Source organism: Synechococcus sp. Cruz CV12-2-Slac-r, from assembly GCF_024346075.1.
Taxonomy (GTDB): Bacteria; Cyanobacteriota; Cyanobacteriia; order PCC-6307; family Cyanobiaceae; genus Synechococcus_D.
In genome coordinates this window covers 18,091-38,093 of sequence record NZ_JAGQEK010000004.1, presented here as the reverse complement: position 1 = coordinate 38,093, position 20,003 = coordinate 18,091, and the positions used below count along the sequence as shown (strand labels likewise).

The window sequence follows — 20,003 nt, the reverse complement described above, 5'->3', positions numbered from 1 at the left end:
GCTCTTCCGATCTTGGCCACCACACCGCCTAGGGGGGCATCCACCAGCAGCGGTTCCAGGCCGCGCCATTGGCTTGGCTCCAAGCGCTGGGCCCCTGGGGGAATGTTTGGTTTTTGATCTTCCAGCCAATAGAGCAAAAGCTCAGCTGGCTCCAAACCCAAAGATCCATGGCGCTTTTCAAGGCGCTGCCATTGTTCAAGCGCTGATAGCTGCACCCCCCCATAACTGATGGGGGTAGCCATGGGCGCCGTTGAAATAATGCATACCTTGGCGCCGCGTTCAGCAGCTTCCAGCGCTAACAAGCCACCCGCCAGGCCAGCTCCCACCACCAGTAGATCGGGTATCAATAGTTCAGCGTGAAGGAGGTAACAACACTGCGAAACATCGCTGAAACCCTTTCCCAGCGAGCCTCATTTGTGCTGGCAGCAAGGGTGTAGAGCTTCCCTTTATCAGCAACCACCGTGGCAAATTCATGGCGATCGCGATCGGCCAGGTGCACTTTGTATTCCAGGTCGTAGAAGGTGCGGCCCTGGTCGGCCCGTTCGCTTGCTTCCACTAAATCCGCCTCACGGCCGCTGCCGGCAGGGGCAATAACGGTGCGGCCAAGTTTTTCTCCCACCGCCACTGCGCTACCTAAATCCTCAAGGCGTTTATCTGGATCAACCGGTGCAATTACCAAACTAAGGGTTTCATCGCTGTTGATTAGGTCGTGGAAAACCACCTCAGGGCCATCACTGATCGCTACCCGAATCCAGCCGGTGGGATAAAGGAAGGCGTAGCGCCCATCGGAACTGCTATACCGATTTAAGCCAGCTGCTGCTGCAGAACAACCCACCAGCAACACCAACAGCAGCACGCACATCAGGCGGGGGATCCCCCGAAACAAAGCCGAAACCTTCATGGGAGAGCCAACCAACAGCATGATGCTGCCATTCTTGCGCCGCGGCCTGCCTAGATTTGAATCAATTGTTTTAAAGCACTGTCTGCCTTCACCCGCCCCCTGGCTCGGCTGATTGAGCAGTTCGAGCGGCTGCCTGGTATTGGGCCCCGCAGCGCTCAAAGATTGGCCCTTTATTTATTGCGCCAACCAGAAGAGCAAAGCCAAGCATTTGCTGAGGCATTGCTGGCGGCACGCCAACTGGTGGGCCAATGCCTACGTTGCGGCCACCTTTCCGCCGAGAGCCATTGCAATATTTGTGTAAATCAAGAACGCAATATCGGGATAATTTGCGTAGTTGCAGATTCCCGCGATCTTCTGGCCATTGAGCGCACCAGGGAATTCAAAGGCAACTACCACGTATTAGGTGGCTTAATTTCGCCGATGGATGGCGTTGGCCCGGAAACACTATTGATTCAAGCTTTAATAAAGCGACTCGATCCAGAAGTGGTGCAGGAGGTGATCCTTGCTCTCACCCCAAGCGTGGAAGGCGACACCACAAGCCTTTATCTTGCCCGCCTACTGCGGCCTTTTTGCAAGGTAACTCGCATCGCCTATGGCCTTCCGATGGGCAGCGAATTGGAATTTGCCGATGAGATCACTCTGGCAAGGGCGCTAGAGGGTAGAAGAACCTTTGAATGAAATAACCAATATGGAAAAACAAAAACTAAGCCGCTATAGCGCGATACCACCAAAGCAACGCTTACCGAGCTGGCTACAACGACCGATTGGTAATGCCTCCCAATTAGAAGCCGTACAAGCGGTGGTAAAACAGCAACGGCTGCATACGATTTGCGAGGAGGGCCGCTGCCCAAATCGCGCTGAATGTTATGCAGCAGGCACAGCTACTTTTTTATTAGGGGGGCCAATCTGCACCCGCAGTTGTGCATTTTGCCAAGTAGAAAAAGGCAGCGCCCCTAAACCAGTAGATCTCAAAGAAGCAGAGCGCGTTGCTGAGGCAGTAGAGGTTTTACAACTTAAATACGTTGTTCTCACTGCTGTTGCTAGAGATGATTTAGATGATCATGGTGCAGGATTATTTACAAATACAATCACAGCAATTCGGCGTAGAATGCCTGAAATTGCAATTGAAGTTCTCACCCCCGATTTCTGGGGTGGCCATAAAGATTTCAATGAGTCTTTAAAAAGACAACGGCAAAGGTTGCAACAGGTATTAGATGCAAAACCAGTGTGTTTTAACCATAATTTAGAAACAGTTTATCGGCTGCAAGGGGAGGTGCGCCGTGGAGCCACCTGGGAAAGATCTTTAGGATTATTGGCAACCAGCGCTGAACTTGCCCCTGATATTCCTACCAAAAGTGGCTTAATGCTGGGCCTAGGGGAAACAAATGATGAAGTGATTGCCGCATTGCAAGCATTGCGGCGGGTTAATTGCGCAAGGGTCACTATCGGTCAATATCTACGCCCTTCCCTTGCCCATATTCCCGTGGAGCGTTATTGCAGCCTTGAAGAATATAAAGAGCTTGAGATTATTGCCAAAGATCTAGGTTTTAGCCAAGTTCGTAGTGGTCCATTAGTGCGTAGTAGTTATCACGCCGCCTAGAAGAAAAATTTAACGGCAACCTCAGGGCCATATTGATGAGATGTGTAGCCATTATCTAGCCTTGCCCCATTATTCCAAGTTTGACCAAAATAACGCATTGAAATATTTAAACTTGTATTATTTCCAACGGCGTAACCAAAACCTAATTGGGCATTACCGGTGAGATCTTGCTCCCCAGCCAAACCAAAGCCAGCAAGATCAAAACGACCAAATGCACGCAACCTTGGAGCTAAAAATACACTTCCTTGTAGCCCAATCAATGGTTCCGCCCAGGTGCGGCTGAGCTTGCCTTGCTTAACAAATTGCCTTGGATTCTGCAACTGAGCCTCCACCACTAACTGAGCTTCTACGACCCTCACGCCTGCATAGGGGATCAAACTGAATTCACCTGGCACACCAACAGCTGCTTCCCGAGAGCCGAAGCGATAGCGCAATGCGAGATCATAGATGCCATTAATAGAACTAACAGTTGAATTACCACTTAATAATCCGCTACTCGTATTAAAAGATTGCTGGGCTCCTAATTGGCTATAACTTACATCAGCAAGCAAACCAACACGCTTATATTCAACACTCGCTCTCATCGCAAAAGCAGACTGCAATTGTTCCCCAAAAATCTCACTTGGATTTAGGGTGGTAACGGCATCAAAACCCTTCACCGTAGTGTTGGAATCCGCCCATGGGATGAGTGCATAAAATTCAGCCGTAGCTGCCCAATTAGAATTTGGAGCTGCTACCACAGGGGGAAGATCCGTCAAAGCTTGAAAATATCAAATCCCAATATACCCAACACACACATCTAAGCCAATCGAATCAATCGTCAAAGCGTCCCAATGCAAACAAAATAAATGCTTAATCTTTCTCGCATTAGAATTCTAACAATCGGCAAACAACGGCCAGGCTGGTGGCAAGAAGCTGCCACAATGTATTCAAAACGTCTTCCAGGGCTAGAAATCATTGAGCTGAAAGATTCTACTGTTGAAAAAGAAGGAATCGCAATTATAAATTGCCTTAAAAATAACGAAAAATTAATACTATCAAGTGAAGAAGGCGCTCAATATAATTCACGCGAATTCGCCCAAAAATTAAATAGCCTAACGGTTGATCGAATCGCAATCGCAATCGGTGGCGCCGATGGCCATAGCAAAAGTTTGAAGGAGAAAGCAAATTTGATTATTAGTTTATCTGCCCTTACATTTCCCCATGAATTGGCAAGATTAATTCTGCTTGAGCAGATTTATAGATCGAGCACAATTTTGCAAGGCGGGCCATACCACCGCGATTAAAAACATAATTAGGCCCTCTAAAAACCCAAGCGGCGAATACTGACGGCATAACCCTCAGCGCAATCAGCCATCATTAACAATCCAGGGCCGCCCCACACAATCCGCAAGGGCAAATCAAATAAACCAGCTCCCAACTCACGCGATGGCCTAAAACCGAGCTTTCGAAAATAACGTAACAACTTGCGATGTTGCTGTCCATTATCGCGAATTGCCAATATCTGGGCTCTACGGCACGGGGTTTGCTCTAGCGCCCAAGCAAAAGTAGCAGCCCAAATAAGATTACCAACCCCCTGTGTTTGAGTACCTTGCACCCGCATCGTATCTAACTGCAAACCCGAACCAATAGGTATAGACCAACCTTTCAACTCTCCAAGTAGCAGCATGCGATCCCCTTCCCTGCGAGCCACCCCAACCCGCAGTGTTTTCAGGCCTCCTAAACCACCAATCTGCAACCGCAACAGCAAACTACGCTGGGCTCCGTAGCTTTCTAAGTCGGCAAGATCAGGCATCATTTCTTACCAATATGCCTTTCATTGCGGGCTGCTGATAATTGTATTTGTTGTTGGCGATCTGAAAAACGCTCACGATCCTTTTCATTAAAATGCTCCAGGCAATGGCAACAACTCACCCCTTTTTCATAGCTGGGCAGGGAGCGATCTGCAGCAGCTAAAGGCATTCCGCAAGCAAAGCAAAGGCTATATTCGCCAGGGGTAAGTTGATGATTCAAAGCCACCCGCTGATCAAACACAAAACAATCCCCTTGCCAACTGCTTTGCTCGGGCGATACTCGCTCCAGATATTTAAGAATTCCCCCCTCTAAGTGGTGAACATCTGTAAAACCTTCAGCTAACAAATGGGCAGTTGCTTTCTCACAGCGAATACCGCCGGTGCAAAATAAAGCTAGCTTTTCAGCCTTGTGCTGCTCCATCAAGGGCTTTAGATGCCGCTCTACCCAAGCTGGGAAATTGCGGAAATTATCAATTTGTGGATTAATTGCACCTGGGAAAGTGCCCACACCAATTTCATAACTATTACGTGTATCAATAACTAACGTGTTGGGTTGATTAATAAGTTCATCCCACTGCTCAGGCACCACATATGCGCCCACCTGCTGCTGAGGATTCACTTCAGAGATACCAATTGTAACGATCTCCTGTTTAATTCGCAATTTAAGGCGATGGAAGCATTGGCTCACACTCCAACTATATTTAACTTCTAAATCTCTAAACTCTTTTTCTTCTTGCAGTAAACAAATGAATTCTTTTATGCCAACTTCTGGCCCGCACAATGTGGCATTAATTCCCTCTGGCGCCAAGAGCAAAGTTCCCTGCAACTGCTCTAGCTCTGCTTTATCAAGCAAGCGTTTGCGCAGGCTCTCTAACTGATTGAGGGCTGTGAATTTATAAAATGCGGCTACTAAGTAAGTCAAGGATTAATCAAGCAACGATGAAGGGCTGCACCCCTGCGGCTGCAAGCAGGGCCCGATCGGTTTCCACCTTTGGATTAGAGGTGGTGAGCAAGGTATCACCATAAAAGATGGAATCTGCCCCCGCCAATAAACAAAGAATCTGAGCCTCTTGGCTTAATTGTTCCCTACCAGCACTCAACCTCACTCGGCTGTGGGGCATCAAAATGCGAGCGGTTGCCACCATACGCAACAAATCAAGATTTTCATAGGGTTGCTGGTGCTCCAAAGGGGTGCCTTCAACAGCTACCAAACCATTTATCGGCACGCTTTCAGGGTGAGGATTGAGGCTTGCTAAAACTTGCAATAACGAGGCACGATCCCTGAATGTTTCGCCCATGCCGATAATACCTCCGCAGCAAAGGTTGATCCCTGCCTGCCGCACTAATTGCAAAGTATCTAAGCGTTCTTGATAGGTGCGAGTGGTTATTATTTCGCCGTAATGTTCAGGGCTGGTATCAAGGTTGTGGTTATAAGAAGTGAGCCCTGCTTCAGCCAACCTATGGGCTTGATCAGCGTTCAACATGCCCGCGGTAACGCAAGCCTCCATCCCAAGCTTTCGCACCCCCTTCACCATTTCAAGCATTGCTTCAAAGGGAGCTCCAGCGCGAATTTCCCGCCAGGCCCAACCCATACAAAATCTTTGCGCCCCTGCTTGTTTTGCTGCTTCTGCCCGCTCAAGAACAGCTGCCACCTGCAGCTCTAGCTCCGGCCGGCCACTCACGTCGCTGCTGTTGTGCATCGATTGAGGGCAGTAGGCACAATCTTCTTCGCAACCGCCAGTGCGCACACTTAACAGGGAAGCCAGCTGCACTCGATAGCCGGGATTTGCTTCACGGTGCACCTGCTGGGCTTGCCAAAGCAAATCCACCAACGGCAAAGAAAGCAAAGCTTCAATTTCACTCAAGCTCCAGTTGTGGCGTATTTCAACTGTCATGGCTGCACCTCCAATACCCCGCCGAAACGGCGGCGTCTGCCTTGATAATCCCGCAAAGCTGCTTCTAAAGCAGCCCCATCAAAATCAGGCCAAAGCACTTCCGTAACGTGAAACTCAGCGTAGGCCAGCTGCCAAAGCAGGAAATTACTAAGGCGATATTCACCACTTGTGCGAATTAATAAATCGGGATCACGATCTCCTGCTGTATGCAATTCCTGGCCCAGTAAATGTTCATTAATCGCTTCTGGATCCAATTCACCACGCTTAACGCGGCGAGCTAGGGCCCTAGCTGCTTGTACTAATTCATCTCTACTGCCGTAGTTAGTGCACACATTGAAGTGAATGCCGCTGTTGTTTTGCGTTTTAGCTGAGGCGGCAGCGATCAGATCTTGCAAGCCTTCTGGCAAGGCGGTGAGATCACCTAGAAAGCGAATCCGTACCTGTTCATTTTGTAAAGCTTCCAATTCCTTAGCGAGCACTCGCTCAAACAAGGTCATTAGGAAACTCACCTCTTCCCCAGGCCTAGCCCAATTTTCGGTGGAAAAGGCGTAAGCGGTGAGGGTGCCGATGCCCCAGTTATTGCAGAGCCTAAGGGTGGTTTTTAAAGCCTCTACCCCCTTGCGATGGCCCATTACCCGCGGCAAACCGCGCTGACAGGCCCAGCGGCCATTGCCATCCATGATCACCGCCACATGAGCTGGCAAGCGGAGGGGATCTAAGCCTTCAGGCAAGCAAGTTTGTTTGTTGGGGCATGGCACCACCACCAGGGGCCGGCTCATGGGGAATTCCTGGGCACAGATTCGGCGAGGTCAGCGCCGGATTTTGATTTTGAAAGCGTACGCGCCTGGCGCCTACGCCGATCACTCGACTGCAATTGCAATGCCTCCCCCAATAAAGCCCGCAACCTTTCCCTCGTAATAGGGCGCTCAAACTTGCCTTGGCAGGCAAGTGAAATTGTGCCTGATTCTTCACTCACCACCACGCATAAACAGCGCTCGTGCCGTTCTGTTAAGCCCAGGGCAGCCAGATGACGGGTGCCGTGGCGGGTAATGCTTTGGCGGGAAAGGGGCAAGATCACACCCGCTGATGCAATGCGATTGGCCTGAAGTAATACCGCACCATCATGTAATGGGGTTTCAGAAGAAAACAAATTCAGCATTAAATCAACCGAAAGCAAGGCATCGATCTGAACGCCGGGATTCAGAAAATCTTCTGGCCTGAGATCACTGCCAAGATCCAAAACCACCAAACCACCACAACGACGTTTTGAAAGTTGGCCAACCGTATCCACCAAAATATCTACGGTGCTGGAATCTTGCTTTCCAGATTGACGGCTTCCAAGCAACACATCCAAACGTCCTGTACCGAGTAACTCCATCAGCCGCCGCAATTCTCCTTGCAATAAAATCGCCAGGGCAAGGCCGCATACCAACACCAAAGCTTCCATCAATTTGGAAGTGAGGGGAAGATCTCCGAAGCGCTGCAGCAACCATCCCACAGCCACCAGCAATAGATACCCACGCAGCAGCCATAAAGTGCGTGGTTCAGTAACGCGGCCCAGTAAAAGAAACCCGAGGCTGGCAGCGAAAAGTAGGTCGAGTATCAACCGCAGCCAGAGCATTTCAACCACCTCTTGTGGATAAATTCAACTTAGCTATTTCAAGCGTTCTGGCAGTACGTCGTAGCGCAGCAGCTCGTCTGGCCTTTCGCGTCGCTGCACCAATTCAGCGCGACCATCAGCCACCAACACCGCTGCAGGCCTTGGAATGCGGTTGTAGTTGGAAGCCATCGAAGCGTTATATGCACCAGTGGCAAGCACCACCAACACATCGCCAGGCTTACTGGCAGGCAAATCAAGGTTGCGCAACAGCACATCCCCAGATTCACAGTGCTTACCAACCAAAGTAACTTTTTCCACCGCTGGGGCAGCGGCTTGATCAGCCAGGCAGGCCGTGTATTCAGATTGATAGGTAATCGGTCTGGGGTTATCACTCATGCCCCCATCTACCGCCACGTATGTACTGAAACCAGCTATTTCTTTCCTGCTTCCAATTTGATACAGCGTTATCCCGGCGCTCGCCACTAAGGAACGGCCTGGCTCACAAAGCAAGCGTGGCAAATCAAGCTCCCGCTCCTTGCAGGCCCCTGCGATTGCTTCCGCTACCACCTGAACCCAGCAATCGATGCTGGGGGGATCATCGGAGTTCACGTAACGAATCCCAAGGCCACCCCCCACATTCAAATCGGTAACGTTATGGCCGAGGGAACGGGCAAGAAGCAGAGCATCAGCTAAAACCGCCGCAAGATCGCGATGGGGGGTTAATTCAAAAATTTGTGAGCCGATGTGGGCGTGCAAACCACGCAAATGGGCCCAGCTGCAGTTGGCTAAAAAACGCAAAACCGTTTCTAGCTGATCGGGATCAAAGCCAAACTTGCTATCTAAATGACCAGTGCGGATGTATTCATGGGTATGGCATTCAATGCCAGGGGTAAACCTCAAGAACAGGGGAACTTTGCTGGAATGACCCTGGCAAAGCTCCTGCAACAACTCAAGATCACGCCAATTATCTACCACTACAGCCACCCCATGCTGAAGAGCTAATTGGATTTCTTCAGCTGATTTGTTGTTGCCATGCAAAACAATCCGCTCAGGTGGCATCCCCCCTTCCAAAGCGGTTAGCAATTCCCCTGCTGAAACTGCATCAAGCCCAAGACCCTCTGATGCAACAAGGGCTGTAATCGCCAAACTGCTATTTGCTTTGGATGCGTAGATAGCTAAGGAAGGGCCTGGGTAGTGGCGTAGCAGAGCTTCTCGATAAGCAACGCAAGCCTGCCTCAGGGTTAGTTCATCAAGCACATATAAAGGAGTACCAAAACGAGTTGCTAGATCGCTAAGCAAGCAACCTCCAACACGCAAACGCCCCTGGGAATCAAGCTCGGTGCTTATTGGTGCAAGATTGCGATTCGGACTTTCCAAATCAATATCCCCCTCTGCCCAGGGCAGCGAAGTTTTAGGCAACCCGGAGGAACTTGCCATGCTGATCACGATGCCATCAGAACCATCACCCCATCCTTTCAGCATTGCGGCCCCAACAAAGCTTGATTTGAACGCAATCGATGCTTGTTTTGCTCTTGATCAGCTGGTTTTCGCGGGCTTTTGGAGCGCAAACCAATGGCATCAGGAACTGCAATCAAAAAGCAATCTTTGCTTTGGCTATTGGTGCGTTGAGAAACCAAATCAGCTGATCGGCTTGATCTGCGGTTGCGTAGTAGCGGAAGAGCTTCAAATCAGCATGGTGGCTGTGGATCCAAATAAACAGCAACAGGGGCTGGGGCGCAGCCTGCTGCAGGCGTTGCTCGCATGCGCCAAAAGCATGGGTTGCCAGGAGGCCAGCCTTGAGGTTTCAGCAAAAAACAAGGCTGCGATCGCCCTATACGAGCAAGCTGGCTTCACAACCTGTGGAATCCGTAAGAGCTACTACCGAAATGGCGACAATGCATTGATTAAAGTGAAACGGTTTTGTGAAGTTTTGACGTAGTGATTACCGGCCAAAATAATCAGTAGCAGCCAATACTTTTTATTGATTTCAGTTAAAACATTCTTCAAACCGCAGTGATCGGATTTCCCCCCACAACAACCCACTAGTTCCTGATAGGTTTGTTGCATTCGAAGGCTCAGCCTCAAACCATGTTCGAGCGGTTCACCGAAAAAGCCATCAAAGTGATCATGTTGGCCCAAGAGGAGGCCCGTCGTTTGGGCCATAATTTTGTGGGAACTGAGCAGATATTGTTAGGTTTGATTGGAGAAGGCACAGGAGTTGCCGCAAAAGTACTCAAGTCGATGGGCGTAAATCTAAAAGATGCCCGAGTGGAAGTTGAAAAAATTATCGGGCGCGGTTCTGGTTTTGTTGCTGTTGAAATACCGTTCACTCCAAGGGCAAAAAGAGTACTTGAGTTATCACTAGAGGAGGCTCGTCAGTTAGGTCATAATTACATTGGTACTGAACATTTACTGCTTGGATTAATTAGAGAAGGTGAGGGCGTAGCTGCAAGAGTTCTTGAAAATTTAGGAGTAGATCTTGCCAAGGTTCGTACTCAAGTAATCCGCATGCTTGGCGAAACAGCCGAGGTAAGTGCAGGTGGCGGAAGCAAAGGCTCCACCAAAACACCAACCCTTGATGAATTTGGCAGCAACCTCACCCAGTTAGCTGCAGATGGAAAGCTTGATCCAGTTGTTGGTAGACAAAATGAGATTGAACGGGTAATTCAAATACTCGGGCGCCGCACTAAGAACAATCCAGTTTTAATTGGTGAACCAGGTGTTGGTAAAACAGCTATTGCAGAAGGCTTAGCTCAACGCATAATCGATGGCGAAATTCCAGATATTCTTGAAGAAAAACGGGTACTTACATTAGATATTGGTTTACTAGTTGCTGGTACTAAATACAGAGGAGAGTTTGAGGAGCGTCTTAAGAAGATAATGGAGGAGATCCGTGGTGCAGGAAATGTAATTTTAGTAATAGACGAAGTTCACACTTTAATTGGCGCTGGAGCAGCTGAAGGTGCAATTGATGCAGCAAATATCTTAAAGCCAGCTCTAGCGAGGGGGGAACTCCAATGTATTGGTGCCACTACTCTAGATGAATATCGTAAACATATTGAAAGAGATGCTGCATTAGAAAGAAGATTCCAGCCAGTAAATGTTGGTGAACCTTCAGTTGCTGAAACTATTGAAATTTTACAAGGTTTGAGGGAGCGCTATGAAACGCACCACAGGTTAAAGATCTCCGATGAAGCCCTCGTAGCAGCAGCAACCCTTGGTGATCGCTACATCTCCGATCGTTTTATGCCCGATAAGGCAATCGATCTAATTGATGAAGCTGGCAGCAGGGTGCGTTTACTGAATTCCAAATTGCCGCCAGCTGCAAAAGAATTAGACAAACAGTTGAGGGTTGTGCAAAAAGAAAAAGAAGTTGCCGTTCGGGAACAGAACTACACCAAAGCTGGTGAATTACGCGATAAGGAGGTGGAATTGCGTGAACAAATGCGTGGTATCACCCAGGCCCGTCGCGATGAATCCACACCAGCTCCTGATGGAGAATCCACTGAATCTAATCCTCCCCAAGTTTCTTCTTTTGAAGGTACGCCAGTTGTAAGCGAAGAAGATATTGCTCAGATCGTTGCTTCATGGACCGGCGTACCGGTACAAAAACTAACTGAAACAGAATCAGTAAAATTATTAAATATGGAGGAAACCCTCCACCAACGCTTGATTGGGCAAGATGAAGCTGTTAAGGCTGTTTCAAAAGCGATTCGCAGGGCCCGTGTTGGTTTAAAGAATCCAAACCGGCCGATTGCAAGTTTCATCTTCTCTGGCCCCACTGGAGTTGGCAAAACTGAACTCACAAAAGCACTAGCTGCATATTTCTTTGGCAGTGAAGAGTCGATGATTCGCTTAGACATGAGTGAATACATGGAGCGCTTTACAGTTAGCAAGCTGATTGGTTCACCTCCTGGCTATGTGGGCTTTAACGAAGGCGGTCAGCTCACAGAGGCGGTACGCCGTCGCCCTTATACCGTTGTATTGTTCGATGAAATTGAAAAAGCTCATCCAGATGTTTTCAATCTTTTGCTTCAATTACTAGAAGACGGCCGCCTAACAGACTCGAAAGGACGCACCGTAGATTTTAAAAATACTTTAATAATAATGACCTCTAACATTGGCTCTAAAGTTATTGAAAAAGGTGGCGGCGGTTTAGGTTTTGAATTTGGCGGCGGAGATGCTCAAGACAATACATACAATCGGATTCGTTCATTGGTCAACGAAGAACTGAAGCAATATTTCCGCCCTGAGTTCCTCAATCGTTTAGATGAAATAATCGTATTCCGCCAACTCAACCGCGATGAAGTTAAACTAATTGCAGATATAATGCTCCTTGAAGTGTTTAAACGAATGCAAGAAAAAGGTATTAGTCTGTCTGTAACAGAATCATTTAAAGAACGTTTGGTAGAAGAGGGTTACAACCCTAGTTATGGAGCTCGTCCGTTGCGTCGGGCAGTGATGCGCCTACTAGAGGATTCTCTGGCAGAGGAATTCCTTTCCGGTCGGCTTACAGAGGGTGATGCGGCCCTAGTTGATGTTAATGAAGAGAAGCAAGTTGTAATAAGACAAACCACTCTCCCCCAAGAGGAATCTGAGCTAGCAAGCGCAAACGTCTAGTTAAGGATGAGTTTAGATTCCATCAACTCCCATAGCATTGCCCCTGTGCATTTACTACGGGGGCCTGGGGCTTGGCAGCAAGCATTACCGCTAATCAACGGTTTATGTGGCCGGCCTTTACTCTTAGGGCGAAGCGCTTCCACAAGGTTAATTCGCAAACAATTAAGTGAGGATTTAACCAATCAAAACCTTGCGGTTGAGAATGCGGAACTACGTTTTGATTGCTGCGATTCAGATCTAGCACTTGTAGAAGAGCAAATTAAATTAAGCAATTGCGATGCGGTAATTGCATGCGGTGGCGGTAAGGTTCTTGATGCTGGCAAACTAATAGCGAATCATCTTGATCTTGTCTGCATCACTGTTCCTACCAGCGCGGCCACCTGCGCAGGCTGGACCGCCTTAGCCAATATTTATTCAGCAGCTGGCGCTTTTCAAGCAGATGTATCACTTAAACGCTGCCCTGATTTACTGATATTTGATCACCAACTCATCCTCACAGCGCCACCTCGCACCTTGGCCAGTGGCATCGCCGATGCAATGGCTAAATGGTACGAAGCATCAGTAAGCAGCGGCCAAAGCAGTGATGGCTTGGTGCAACAAGCTGTTCAACAAGCAAGGGTATTGCGCGATCAATTGCTTTTAGAAGGGGTTGAAGCATTACAAGATCCTGGCTCTGCTCCTTGGTGCCGAGTGGCGGAAGCAAGCGGCCTCACCGCTGGTTTGATCGGGGGCCTCGGTGGCGCCCGTTGCCGCACTGTTGCAGCCCATGCCATCCACAATGGGCTAACCCAGCTAGCTGAATGCCACGGCTCCATGCATGGCGAAAAAGTTGCTTTTGGGGTGCTCGTGCAACTGCGTTTAGAAGAGCAGATTGGTGGCAGCGGTTTAGCTGCTCAAGCGCGCAGACAGCTTCTGCCTTTCTTTAAAAAATTGGGCCTGCCAGTGAATTTGCAAGAATTAGGGCTTGGTAAAGCCAGCCTTGAGCAATTGCAACAGGTATGCAAATTTGCCTGCAAGCCGGGTTCTGATTTGCATCATTTGCCGTTTCCTGTTGGCGCCGATGATTTGTTGGCAGCTTTAGTTAGCAGCAGCCAAGGATGCCTAACCCGCTAAGCGCTGCTGCCCAGCAGCTGATTGATCCACAAGCCAGGGCCCTAGCTGCAAATGTTCGCTGGTTGCAGCTAAATCTCGGGGGCGCTTTAGCAAATTTGAATTGGCCAGTAGCGGTGTTAGGGGAAGGCACGCCTTTATTAATGTTGCATGGATTTGATAGTTCTTTTTTAGAATTTCGCCGTATTGCTCCTCTTTTAGCAAGTAACTATCAACTTTGGATTCCTGATCTTTGCGGATTTGGCTTTTGTCCGCGCCCAATCGCTGCCGCTTACGGGCCCCAGCTGGTGATCGAGCACTTGTTAGCACTTACGGCTGTAATTAATGCAGAAAATCCCTCTGCACCCCTCGGCTTAATCGGTGCCTCGATGGGCGGAGCGGTTGCAATTGTTTTAGCGAGAGAATTGGAGCAGGCCAACCCCAAAAAACTGCAGCAAATATTGTTACTGGCACCAGCTGGATTAACCGGGAAAGCAATGCCATTGCCCCCATTACTAGACAAACTTGGTGTTGCTTTCCTCGGCTTAGCAGCAGTGCGCAAAGGGCTTTGCCGCCAAGCATTTGCTGATCCGAAATCAAGCGTAGGGGCAGCCGAAGAGGAAATTGCCAGCCTGCATTTACAAAGCCCAGGCTGGGCCCATGCCCTTGCTTGCTTTGCCCGAAGTGGTGGTTTTGCAGGAGTTGGCGCTCCATTACCAGCTACCCCCTTAACAGTGTTGTGGGGCGCAAATGATCGCATTTTGAGGCCGCCATTGCGTCTTGCAGCAGCAGCGCTGCTTGGGGATTGCTGCACAGAATTGCAAAATTGCGGACACCTACCCCACCTCGATCAACCCGAAAAGGTGATAGCCCATTGGCTAAATTCTCAGCCTAAAACACCCGCATGAGCGGACCCCTCTTGAATTTGATCAGCCAAGGTGTACGCCTTTGGTTGTATAGCGTTTGCGATGAATTACAACATCTAAACCTGCAATTAGAGGGTTCTGCTTTAGCCATGCTTGGGGGCAACCTTGAAGGGGCAAAACTAGAAGCAAAGGGGGTGGTATTTCAATCTTTAGCCATCGCAACGGTGGAGCTTCAAAGTGAACCTATCAGTTTTGATTTAACACAACTACTAAAAGGAAAAGATCTAAAGCTAAATAAGCGTTTTCGCATTCATGGCAAGGTGGAATTTAGCGGTGAAGGCCTTTGCAAATCCCTTGCTAATCCCCATTGGCTAAGTTTCAGCAACAACCTAGCAATACTTTTATTTGGTAATTCAAAATTAAAAAGCTACGAAATCAGTGAAAACAAACTCACCTTATATAGCAGCCAGGGCGAATTCATTAATTGCGGTTTAGAAGTTATAGATGGTGAACTCTGGCTAACGCCAATAACTGCAGCAAACAGCAAAGCGATTCAGGTGCCTCTCGATTCCGCAATTAGGCTTGAGGAGCTATCAATTAATCAGCAACATTTAACCTTATCTGGCAGCTCAATTGTTAGCGTGAAATCGGCTGAATTAAAGTAACAAAATAAAAAACAACCGCCGGCGTAAATAAATAACTATCAACCCGATCTAAGATTCCTCCATGGCCTGGAATTAAGGCGCCGGAATCTTTTACACCCGCATCCCGTTTCATCATCGATTCAGTGAGATCACCCACCAAAGCGAAAAGGGCCACCAACGCGCCCAATACCGCCCCAAGAGCCCAGCCCCAATTCCAACCGAGCAGCACCCCGCCGATGGCGCCGCAAACAACGCAGGCGATTAAACCCGCCAGGGCACCTTCAACAGTTTTCTTAGGAGATATCTCAGAAAGCATCGTGCGGCCGTAGCGGCTACCCCAGAGATATGAACCACAATCTGCCGCCCAGATCAATACAAAAGCCAACAGGGTGATCGCCAAACCATCAGGAGCTGCCCTTAAGCGCACCCAATGGCTTGGCAGAAAGCCAAGATAAAAAAGACCAAAGATCGAAGCCGCGATATCGGAAATACTGCCGGTTACTGGTTGCAACAACAACCAACCACAAATAACCGTACCCGCCAACGGCAACACAGCTGCCGTAAGGGGGCTGGCTTGAAATAACTGGGTGGTAATCAGCAAAAGTTGGCACACCACCAAGGTGGTTTTTGTTGCTGGCCTAATTCCTTTAAATTGAGCTAATCGAAAAAATTCTAAAAGAGCAAGATGAACAATTACCCCAAGGCTGAGGGTGAACCACCATCCACCAAGCCAAATAATAATTAAGGCGAAAATTGCCGCCGCCAAGCCGCTCAACCACCTATTCATATTTTCATTCCAGGCAATTTCATATCCTGCTGCCAAGCAAGCTCATTGATGGCGCTCCGCTGCGATTAAAAAGAGGGGTTCTGCCGCCCCCAAGCGGGTTTGATCGCCCCGGCGTTGCATGCGGTGCACCGTTGCTTGCACCACCTGAAGATCTGTGGCTGCAAGCTGGCCAAGATGGTCGGTGGCATCAACCAATCCCTCCAAACTTGAGGTGCTTATCACTAGACGCCCCCTCAAAGCAAGGCAATCCCACACCGCCCTCAGCACATCTCCAAGGGGGCGACCCACCTCCAGCAGCACTCGATCTGGATTAGGGGCAAGCCTATGGAGATCACCCGGTGCTTGCCCTTGCAACACCTCCAGATTCTTGATCCCAAAACGGGCCCGGTTGCGCTCAAGCAACTCCACAGCCTCCGGATCGCGTTCTAACGCTTGCACCCTGCCCATGGGTAACAAACGGGCGATTTCAAGGGCAAGAGCGCCGGTTCCGCCCCCCACATCCCAAACCACTGAATCGGGCCGTGGCCGCAAATGGGCCAGCAGCATCACCCGTTGTTCCATGGGCGTGGGGCTAAAGCCAGGGGCAGCCTCAAAGGCTCCATCTGGTATCCCCGGGGTAACGAAATCCCATTGATAGGGGGCCTGGACCGACACCTAAATCAAGCCAGAACTTCAACCGTATCAGCGATCTGCCCCCCCCATAGCAACTGCTGTTGTTGCAACCACTGAATGCGGGCTGGATCTAGTTGTTCCCCTGGCAGCAATAAAGCGATACCAGGGGGATACGGACAGATGGTTTCAGCTGCAATCCGCCCTGCCGCCTCAGCTAAAGGCAGTGTTATTGAAGGCAGGCGCCATGCCTCGGCAAGAGGCACTTGTAATCCAGCCAAGCGAGGAAATGGTGGGGGATCAAGCGGTGGCAAAGATGGCACTTTTTGCTGGCAATATTTCAAACGCTCTAATTCGCGGCAGAGGCGCCGACGCAGTGGCGCGATGGGAGCCAAACCAAGGCAAAAAGTGAGTGTTAATGCTTCCGGGCATTCCGCTACAACCCCCCTTTGCATTAAGTAGTCGTCTGCGGCACTACCGCTAAGGCCCCACTGGGCGCAATGCAATACAAAGCGCAAAGGGTCTTGGTTTTGCACAAGGGGGATACCTTTTTTTATCAGCGCAGCCCTAAGGCTTAAGGCTTGGTTTAGGCAGCGTTGCAAGTGACGCTCACCAGCAACCGCTGAGTATCGAGCCACCGCTTGTTCTGTTGAAAGCAGCAACAAAGCACTGGGGCTACTGCTTTGAAACCAGAGCAGGGCCCGCTCCAATTGCTGGCTTTGCAACCTTTCACCCTGTAGATGAAGCAACGCGGTTTGCCCCAAACTGCCAAGGGTTTTGTGGATCGATTGCACCACCAGATCAGCGCCAGCGGCAAGAGCCCCCCGGGGCAGGCTGGCCGCGAAATTAAAATGGGCGCCATGGGCTTCATCTACAAGCACCGGCAGCCCAACACCATGGGCGATCGCCACCAAAGAATCCAGCTCGGCAGCCAAGCCCTGATAGGTGGGGGATACAAGCACCAGCAAAGCAACAGAACCGGCCTTTTCAAGGATTTGTTCCAGCCATTGCGCCGGCAAGGGTTGGGCTAAGCCAGTGGCTGGATCAAACGGCACATCGTAAAAAAGTGGCTCCAAATTGCCAAGCAAACAACCGTGCAACAAGCTGCGGTGATGGTTGCGAGGCAACAAAACCCGTGCCCCTGGTGCGGCTGCCCCCAACAAAGCTGCCTGCAATAAACCGCTGGCGCCATTCACCCCATACCAGCTCTGGCTTACGCCAAAAAAAGCGGCCAGCTGTTGCTGGGAAGCAGCTACCGCCCCCTCCCGTAGCAACGGCCCGCCAAGCTCTGGCAGTTCAGGTAAATCAAGCTGCCAGGGCAACTGTTGCTGCACGCCACTACCAAGCCAAGCCCTGCCGCGGCCATGGGCTGGTAGATGCAAAAAAACCCCCTTGCGGCGAGCTTCTCGCCTAAGCGCAACTTCTAAGGGCCAGGGCTTATGGGCAGCAGCTAATGGATTCCACACCAGATCAGTGATTCAGTTTCTAGAGTTTGTTTAGTTATGAGTTCGGCCATCTATAAGCGCCCTGCTGTTCCCCTTCATCAACTGCTGGGACGCCTGCTGGTGGTGCTATGGCAACTGGGCCGATTAAGCCTCACTCTTTTAAGCCAAGGTAGTAGTAAGGATCCGCAGGTGCAGAAGCGCCTCGGCGCCTTACTACTAAGTACTCTTACTAATCTCGGGCCTTGTTTCATTAAATTAGGGCAGGCATTATCCACTCGTCCAGATTTAGTTAATCGCGATTGGTTAGAGCAATTAACACGTTTGCAAGATGATCTTCCCTCCTTTGATCACGATATAGCTCTTGCAACTATCGAGCATCAGTTAGGTGCTCCAGCAAGCAATTTGTTTGCTATTTTTCCAAGTAAGCCAATTGCAGCAGCAAGCCTTGGCCAGGTTTATAAAGCGCAGATGCACGATGGGCGCTGGGTAGCGGTAAAAGTGCAAAGGCCAAAGCTGCACGCAAAGTTAGTGCTTGATCTAGCTGTAATTAGATTGCTGGCTCAATTTACGGGCCCCTTTCTTCCCCTAAATTTAGGAGATGATTTAACAGCAATAGTTGATGAATTCGGCAATACACTGTTTAGAGAAATAGATTATGAATTAGAAGCTGATAATGCAGAACGCTTTGCGGCATTATTTGATGATGATCCAAGTATAGTTATACCGGCAGTTGAGCGAATGTTAAGTAGCCAAAAGGTGCTTACTACCACCTGGCTTGAAGGGGTGAAGTTGCAGGAAAGGTCGGTGCTTGAAGAAAATCAATTGGATCCCACAACCCTTGTAAAAGCTGGGGTAATTGCAGGGTTGCGGCAACTTTTAGAGTTTGGTTATTTCCATGCAGATCCTCATCCAGGCAATTTATTTGCGCTACCTGGCGGCAAGGATGGCAATGGCCGTTTGGGATATGTTGACTTTGGCATGATGGATATGCTTAGTAATGATGATCGCTTAACCCTTACCGATGCGGTTGTTCATTTAATTAATCGTGATTTCCTATCCCTTGGCCATGATTTTGTGCGGCTGGGATTTTTGCAACCAAATACTGATTTAAGCCCAATTCTTCCTGCATTAGAAGAGGTGTTAGGCGGACAACTTGGCGAATCGGTTGGCAGCTTTAATTTTAAAACGATCACCGATCGCTTTTCAGAGCTGATGTTTGATTATCCTTTTAGGGTGCCGGCTCGGTTTGCCTTAATAATTCGAGCAGTGGTGAGTCAGGAAGGTTTAGCTTTAAGATTAGATCCAGATTTCAGCATCATTAGGGTTGCATATCCCTACGTTGCAAAACGTTTACTCGCTGCCGATACTGAAGAATTAAGGCGAAAATTGCTTGATATTTTATTTGACAGTGCAGGCAAATTACAACTTCAAAGATTAGAAAACTTGCTTGATGTTGTGGGTCAAGACGGCAGCCCCACCGATTTGCTACCCGTGGCGGGTGCTGGATTGCGATTAATTCTTGGCCCCCAGGGCCATGATCTGCGCCAGAGGCTTCTGCTCACTCTTGTGCGGGACGGACGCCTCAACACGGAGGATCTCAGCAATTTGGCAAAACTGTTGCGGCGCCGTTTTGGGCCTAAACGGCTTGCCAGCGACCTACTGGCCAAGTTGAGCTCCTAGCCTGTAGCACCACTCAGGCGGCTATTGGACTACGACAGCATTGAATTTGATCTTCCTTACGCGGTAATCCAACAGCCGCCGTTCCTGCTCAGTGGTTTTGGCCTAGCCATTGGCGTGCTCTGTGGCCTCACTTTTGCAAAACTGATCCAAAATCGCCTAGAGGCCTGGAAGCAAGATCGCTTACCCCTGCTGCCCCTTGGCAATGCAGAAACCTCCATAGCTTTTGCCGGAACTCTGATTGGAATCACCCTGTTTATCGGAGGGGCCTTGCAGGTGTTTGGCTTTGCGGCAGGGGCGGCAATGCTGGTATCAATGCTGCTTGCTCTCCTTACTGGCGGTGGCCTCTGGGTGCAGCTAGAGCGCTTGATGAAGCAGGTGGAAGAGGGTAGTTTTAAAGCGGTGGATTTCGATAACTTCGATCAGTTTTTCTGAACTGGCTAGTAAATGAGCCGAGTTTGATTAAGGTTTGAAATA

General features: G+C 49.5%; 22 protein-coding genes. 10 read left to right on the top strand and 12 right to left on the bottom strand.

Going from position 1 to position 20,003, the window contains the following annotated elements:
• Together KB557_RS01105 and psbP are read right to left on the bottom strand one after the other, a co-directional pair.
• Positions 1–347, bottom strand: a 347-nt coding sequence (locus KB557_RS01105; RefSeq protein WP_255130951.1) for an FAD-binding protein, incomplete at its 3' end; no start/stop codon positions are given.
• Positions 344–901: a photosystem II reaction center PsbP gene (gene psbP / locus KB557_RS01100; RefSeq protein ID WP_255130950.1), complete on the bottom strand. Its 558-nt coding sequence runs from the start codon at positions 899–901 to the stop codon at positions 344–346. The genes psbP and KB557_RS01105, both read right to left, overlap by 4 nt.
• Before the next feature lie 99 nt (positions 902–1,000).
• On the opposite strand from psbP, the gene recR reads away from it, so the two are divergent.
• Both recR and lipA read left to right on the top strand, forming a co-directional pair.
• Complete coding sequence (gene recR / locus KB557_RS01095) at positions 1,001–1,579, top strand: recombination mediator RecR (RefSeq protein ID WP_255130955.1); 579 nt, start codon at positions 1,001–1,003, stop codon at positions 1,577–1,579.
• Positions 1,580–1,589: 10 nt separating this feature from the next.
• Positions 1,590–2,501: a lipoyl synthase gene (gene lipA / locus KB557_RS01090; RefSeq protein ID WP_255130949.1), complete on the top strand. Its 912-nt coding sequence runs from the start codon at positions 1,590–1,592 to the stop codon at positions 2,499–2,501.
• Here lipA and KB557_RS01085 read toward each other — a convergent pair.
• Positions 2,498–3,259: a hypothetical protein gene (locus KB557_RS01085; RefSeq protein ID WP_255130948.1), complete on the bottom strand. Its 762-nt coding sequence runs from the start codon at positions 3,257–3,259 to the stop codon at positions 2,498–2,500. The genes lipA and KB557_RS01085 overlap by 4 nt on opposite strands.
• Positions 3,260–3,349: 90 nt before the next feature.
• Between KB557_RS01085 and KB557_RS01080 the strand changes: the two genes are divergently transcribed.
• Positions 3,350–3,787, top strand: a complete 438-nt coding sequence (locus KB557_RS01080) for a 23S rRNA (pseudouridine(1915)-N(3))-methyltransferase RlmH (protein ID WP_255130947.1) — start codon at positions 3,350–3,352, stop codon at positions 3,785–3,787.
• Between the two features lie 17 nt (positions 3,788–3,804).
• On the opposite strand, the gene KB557_RS01075 is transcribed toward KB557_RS01080, so the two are convergent.
• Genes KB557_RS01075 through lysA form a run of 6 tightly spaced genes read right to left on the bottom strand, consistent with a single transcriptional unit; the run spans position 3,805 to position 9,226 of the window.
• Positions 3,805–4,296: a hypothetical protein gene (locus tag KB557_RS01075; RefSeq protein ID WP_255130954.1), complete on the bottom strand. Its 492-nt coding sequence runs from the start codon at positions 4,294–4,296 to the stop codon at positions 3,805–3,807.
• Positions 4,296–5,216: a rhodanese-related sulfurtransferase gene (locus KB557_RS01070; protein WP_255130946.1), complete on the bottom strand. Its 921-nt coding sequence runs from the start codon at positions 5,214–5,216 to the stop codon at positions 4,296–4,298. The genes KB557_RS01075 and KB557_RS01070 overlap by 1 nt, the downstream gene beginning before the upstream one ends.
• A 7-nt stretch (positions 5,217–5,223) precedes the next feature.
• Complete coding sequence (bioB, locus tag KB557_RS01065) at positions 5,224–6,189, bottom strand: biotin synthase BioB (protein ID WP_255130945.1); 966 nt, start codon at positions 6,187–6,189, stop codon at positions 5,224–5,226.
• Positions 6,186–6,968, bottom strand: coding sequence for an isoprenyl transferase (locus tag KB557_RS01060; RefSeq protein ID WP_255130944.1), 783 nt, complete (start codon positions 6,966–6,968; stop codon positions 6,186–6,188). The genes bioB and KB557_RS01060 overlap by 4 nt, the downstream gene beginning before the upstream one ends.
• On the bottom strand, positions 6,965–7,810 hold the full coding sequence (gene cdaA, locus KB557_RS01055) for a diadenylate cyclase CdaA (RefSeq protein WP_255130943.1): 846 nt from the start codon (positions 7,808–7,810) through the stop codon (positions 6,965–6,967). Before cdaA ends, KB557_RS01060 begins: the two co-directional genes overlap by 4 nt.
• Positions 7,811–7,843: 33 nt before the next feature.
• The gene (gene lysA, locus KB557_RS01050; RefSeq protein WP_255130942.1) at positions 7,844–9,226 is read right to left on the bottom strand and encodes a diaminopimelate decarboxylase; all 1,383 of its coding nucleotides are present in this window, start codon (positions 9,224–9,226) and stop codon (positions 7,844–7,846) included.
• Between lysA and rimI the strand changes: the two genes are divergently transcribed.
• From rimI to KB557_RS01025, 5 genes are all read left to right on the top strand, one after another.
• Positions 9,225–9,728, top strand: coding sequence for a ribosomal protein S18-alanine N-acetyltransferase (rimI, locus tag KB557_RS01045; protein ID WP_255130941.1), 504 nt, complete (start codon positions 9,225–9,227; stop codon positions 9,726–9,728). The genes lysA and rimI overlap by 2 nt on opposite strands.
• Before the next feature lie 149 nt (positions 9,729–9,877).
• Entirely contained in the window at positions 9,878–12,409 is a 2,532-nt protein-coding gene (locus KB557_RS01040; protein ID WP_255130940.1) for an ATP-dependent Clp protease ATP-binding subunit, read from the top strand.
• 6 nt (positions 12,410–12,415) lie between these two features.
• Complete coding sequence (locus tag KB557_RS01035; RefSeq protein WP_255130939.1) at positions 12,416–13,522, top strand: iron-containing alcohol dehydrogenase family protein; 1,107 nt, start codon at positions 12,416–12,418, stop codon at positions 13,520–13,522.
• The gene (locus KB557_RS01030; protein ID WP_255130938.1) at positions 13,507–14,406 is read left to right on the top strand and encodes an alpha/beta fold hydrolase; all 900 of its coding nucleotides are present in this window, start codon (positions 13,507–13,509) and stop codon (positions 14,404–14,406) included. Before KB557_RS01035 ends, KB557_RS01030 begins: the two co-directional genes overlap by 16 nt.
• The gene (locus KB557_RS01025) at positions 14,403–15,029 is read left to right on the top strand and encodes an LmeA family phospholipid-binding protein (protein ID WP_255130937.1); all 627 of its coding nucleotides are present in this window, start codon (positions 14,403–14,405) and stop codon (positions 15,027–15,029) included. Before KB557_RS01030 ends, KB557_RS01025 begins: the two co-directional genes overlap by 4 nt.
• On the opposite strand, the gene KB557_RS01020 is transcribed toward KB557_RS01025, so the two are convergent.
• From KB557_RS01020 to KB557_RS01010, 3 genes are read right to left on the bottom strand one after another with little or no spacing between them, the layout of a single operon-like run.
• Positions 15,001–15,795 carry a phosphatidate cytidylyltransferase gene (locus KB557_RS01020; protein ID WP_255130936.1) on the bottom strand — a complete coding sequence of 265 codons (795 nt, stop codon included), beginning with the start codon at positions 15,793–15,795 and terminating at the stop codon, positions 15,001–15,003. The genes KB557_RS01025 and KB557_RS01020 overlap by 29 nt on opposite strands.
• A 42-nt stretch (positions 15,796–15,837) precedes the next feature.
• Complete coding sequence (gene cbiT / locus KB557_RS01015) at positions 15,838–16,449, bottom strand: precorrin-6Y C5,15-methyltransferase subunit CbiT (RefSeq protein WP_255130935.1); 612 nt, start codon at positions 16,447–16,449, stop codon at positions 15,838–15,840.
• Between the two features lie 5 nt (positions 16,450–16,454).
• A complete protein-coding gene (locus KB557_RS01010; RefSeq protein ID WP_255130934.1) occupies positions 16,455–17,870 on the bottom strand; it encodes an aminotransferase class I/II-fold pyridoxal phosphate-dependent enzyme in 1,416 nt (471 codons plus the stop codon).
• Positions 17,871–17,906: 36 nt separating this feature from the next.
• On the opposite strand from KB557_RS01010, the gene KB557_RS01005 reads away from it, so the two are divergent.
• Together KB557_RS01005 and KB557_RS01000 are read left to right on the top strand one after the other, a co-directional pair.
• The gene (locus tag KB557_RS01005; RefSeq protein WP_255130933.1) at positions 17,907–19,529 is read left to right on the top strand and encodes an AarF/ABC1/UbiB kinase family protein; all 1,623 of its coding nucleotides are present in this window, start codon (positions 17,907–17,909) and stop codon (positions 19,527–19,529) included.
• 24 nt (positions 19,530–19,553) lie between these two features.
• Positions 19,554–19,961 (top strand): hypothetical protein, encoded by a 408-nt coding sequence (locus KB557_RS01000; protein ID WP_255130932.1) that lies wholly within the window; start codon positions 19,554–19,556, stop codon positions 19,959–19,961.
• Positions 19,962–20,003 lie beyond the last annotated feature (42 nt).

Excerpts from the sequence above, each read along its gene's own strand:
- psbP (WP_255130950.1), bottom strand. The coding sequence starts at position 901 with ATGAAGGTTTCGGCTTTGTTTCGGGGGATCCCCCGCCTGATGTGCGTG.
- lipA (WP_255130949.1), top strand. The coding sequence starts at position 1,590 with ATGGAAAAACAAAAACTAAGCCGCTATAGCGCGATACCACCAAAGCAA.
- KB557_RS01080 (WP_255130947.1), top strand. The coding sequence starts at position 3,350 with ATGCTTAATCTTTCTCGCATTAGAATTCTAACAATCGGCAAACAACGG.
- KB557_RS01075 (WP_255130954.1), bottom strand. The coding sequence starts at position 4,296 with ATGCCTGATCTTGCCGACTTAGAAAGCTACGGAGCCCAGCGTAGTTTG.
- bioB (WP_255130945.1), bottom strand. The coding sequence starts at position 6,189 with ATGACAGTTGAAATACGCCACAACTGGAGCTTGAGTGAAATTGAAGCT.
- KB557_RS01060 (WP_255130944.1), bottom strand. The coding sequence starts at position 6,968 with ATGAGCCGGCCCCTGGTGGTGGTGCCATGCCCCAACAAACAAACTTGC.
- cdaA (WP_255130943.1), bottom strand. The coding sequence starts at position 7,810 with ATGCTCTGGCTGCGGTTGATACTCGACCTACTTTTCGCTGCCAGCCTC.
- rimI (WP_255130941.1), top strand. The coding sequence starts at position 9,225 with ATGCTGATCACGATGCCATCAGAACCATCACCCCATCCTTTCAGCATT.
- lysA (WP_255130942.1), bottom strand. The coding sequence starts at position 9,226 with ATGGCAAGTTCCTCCGGGTTGCCTAAAACTTCGCTGCCCTGGGCAGAG.
- KB557_RS01040 (WP_255130940.1), top strand. The coding sequence starts at position 9,878 with ATGTTCGAGCGGTTCACCGAAAAAGCCATCAAAGTGATCATGTTGGCC.
- KB557_RS01035 (WP_255130939.1), top strand. The coding sequence starts at position 12,416 with ATGAGTTTAGATTCCATCAACTCCCATAGCATTGCCCCTGTGCATTTA.
- KB557_RS01030 (WP_255130938.1), top strand. The coding sequence starts at position 13,507 with ATGCCTAACCCGCTAAGCGCTGCTGCCCAGCAGCTGATTGATCCACAA.
- KB557_RS01025 (WP_255130937.1), top strand. The coding sequence starts at position 14,403 with ATGAGCGGACCCCTCTTGAATTTGATCAGCCAAGGTGTACGCCTTTGG.
- KB557_RS01020 (WP_255130936.1), bottom strand. The coding sequence starts at position 15,795 with ATGAATAGGTGGTTGAGCGGCTTGGCGGCGGCAATTTTCGCCTTAATT.
- KB557_RS01005 (WP_255130933.1), top strand. The coding sequence starts at position 17,907 with ATGAGTTCGGCCATCTATAAGCGCCCTGCTGTTCCCCTTCATCAACTG.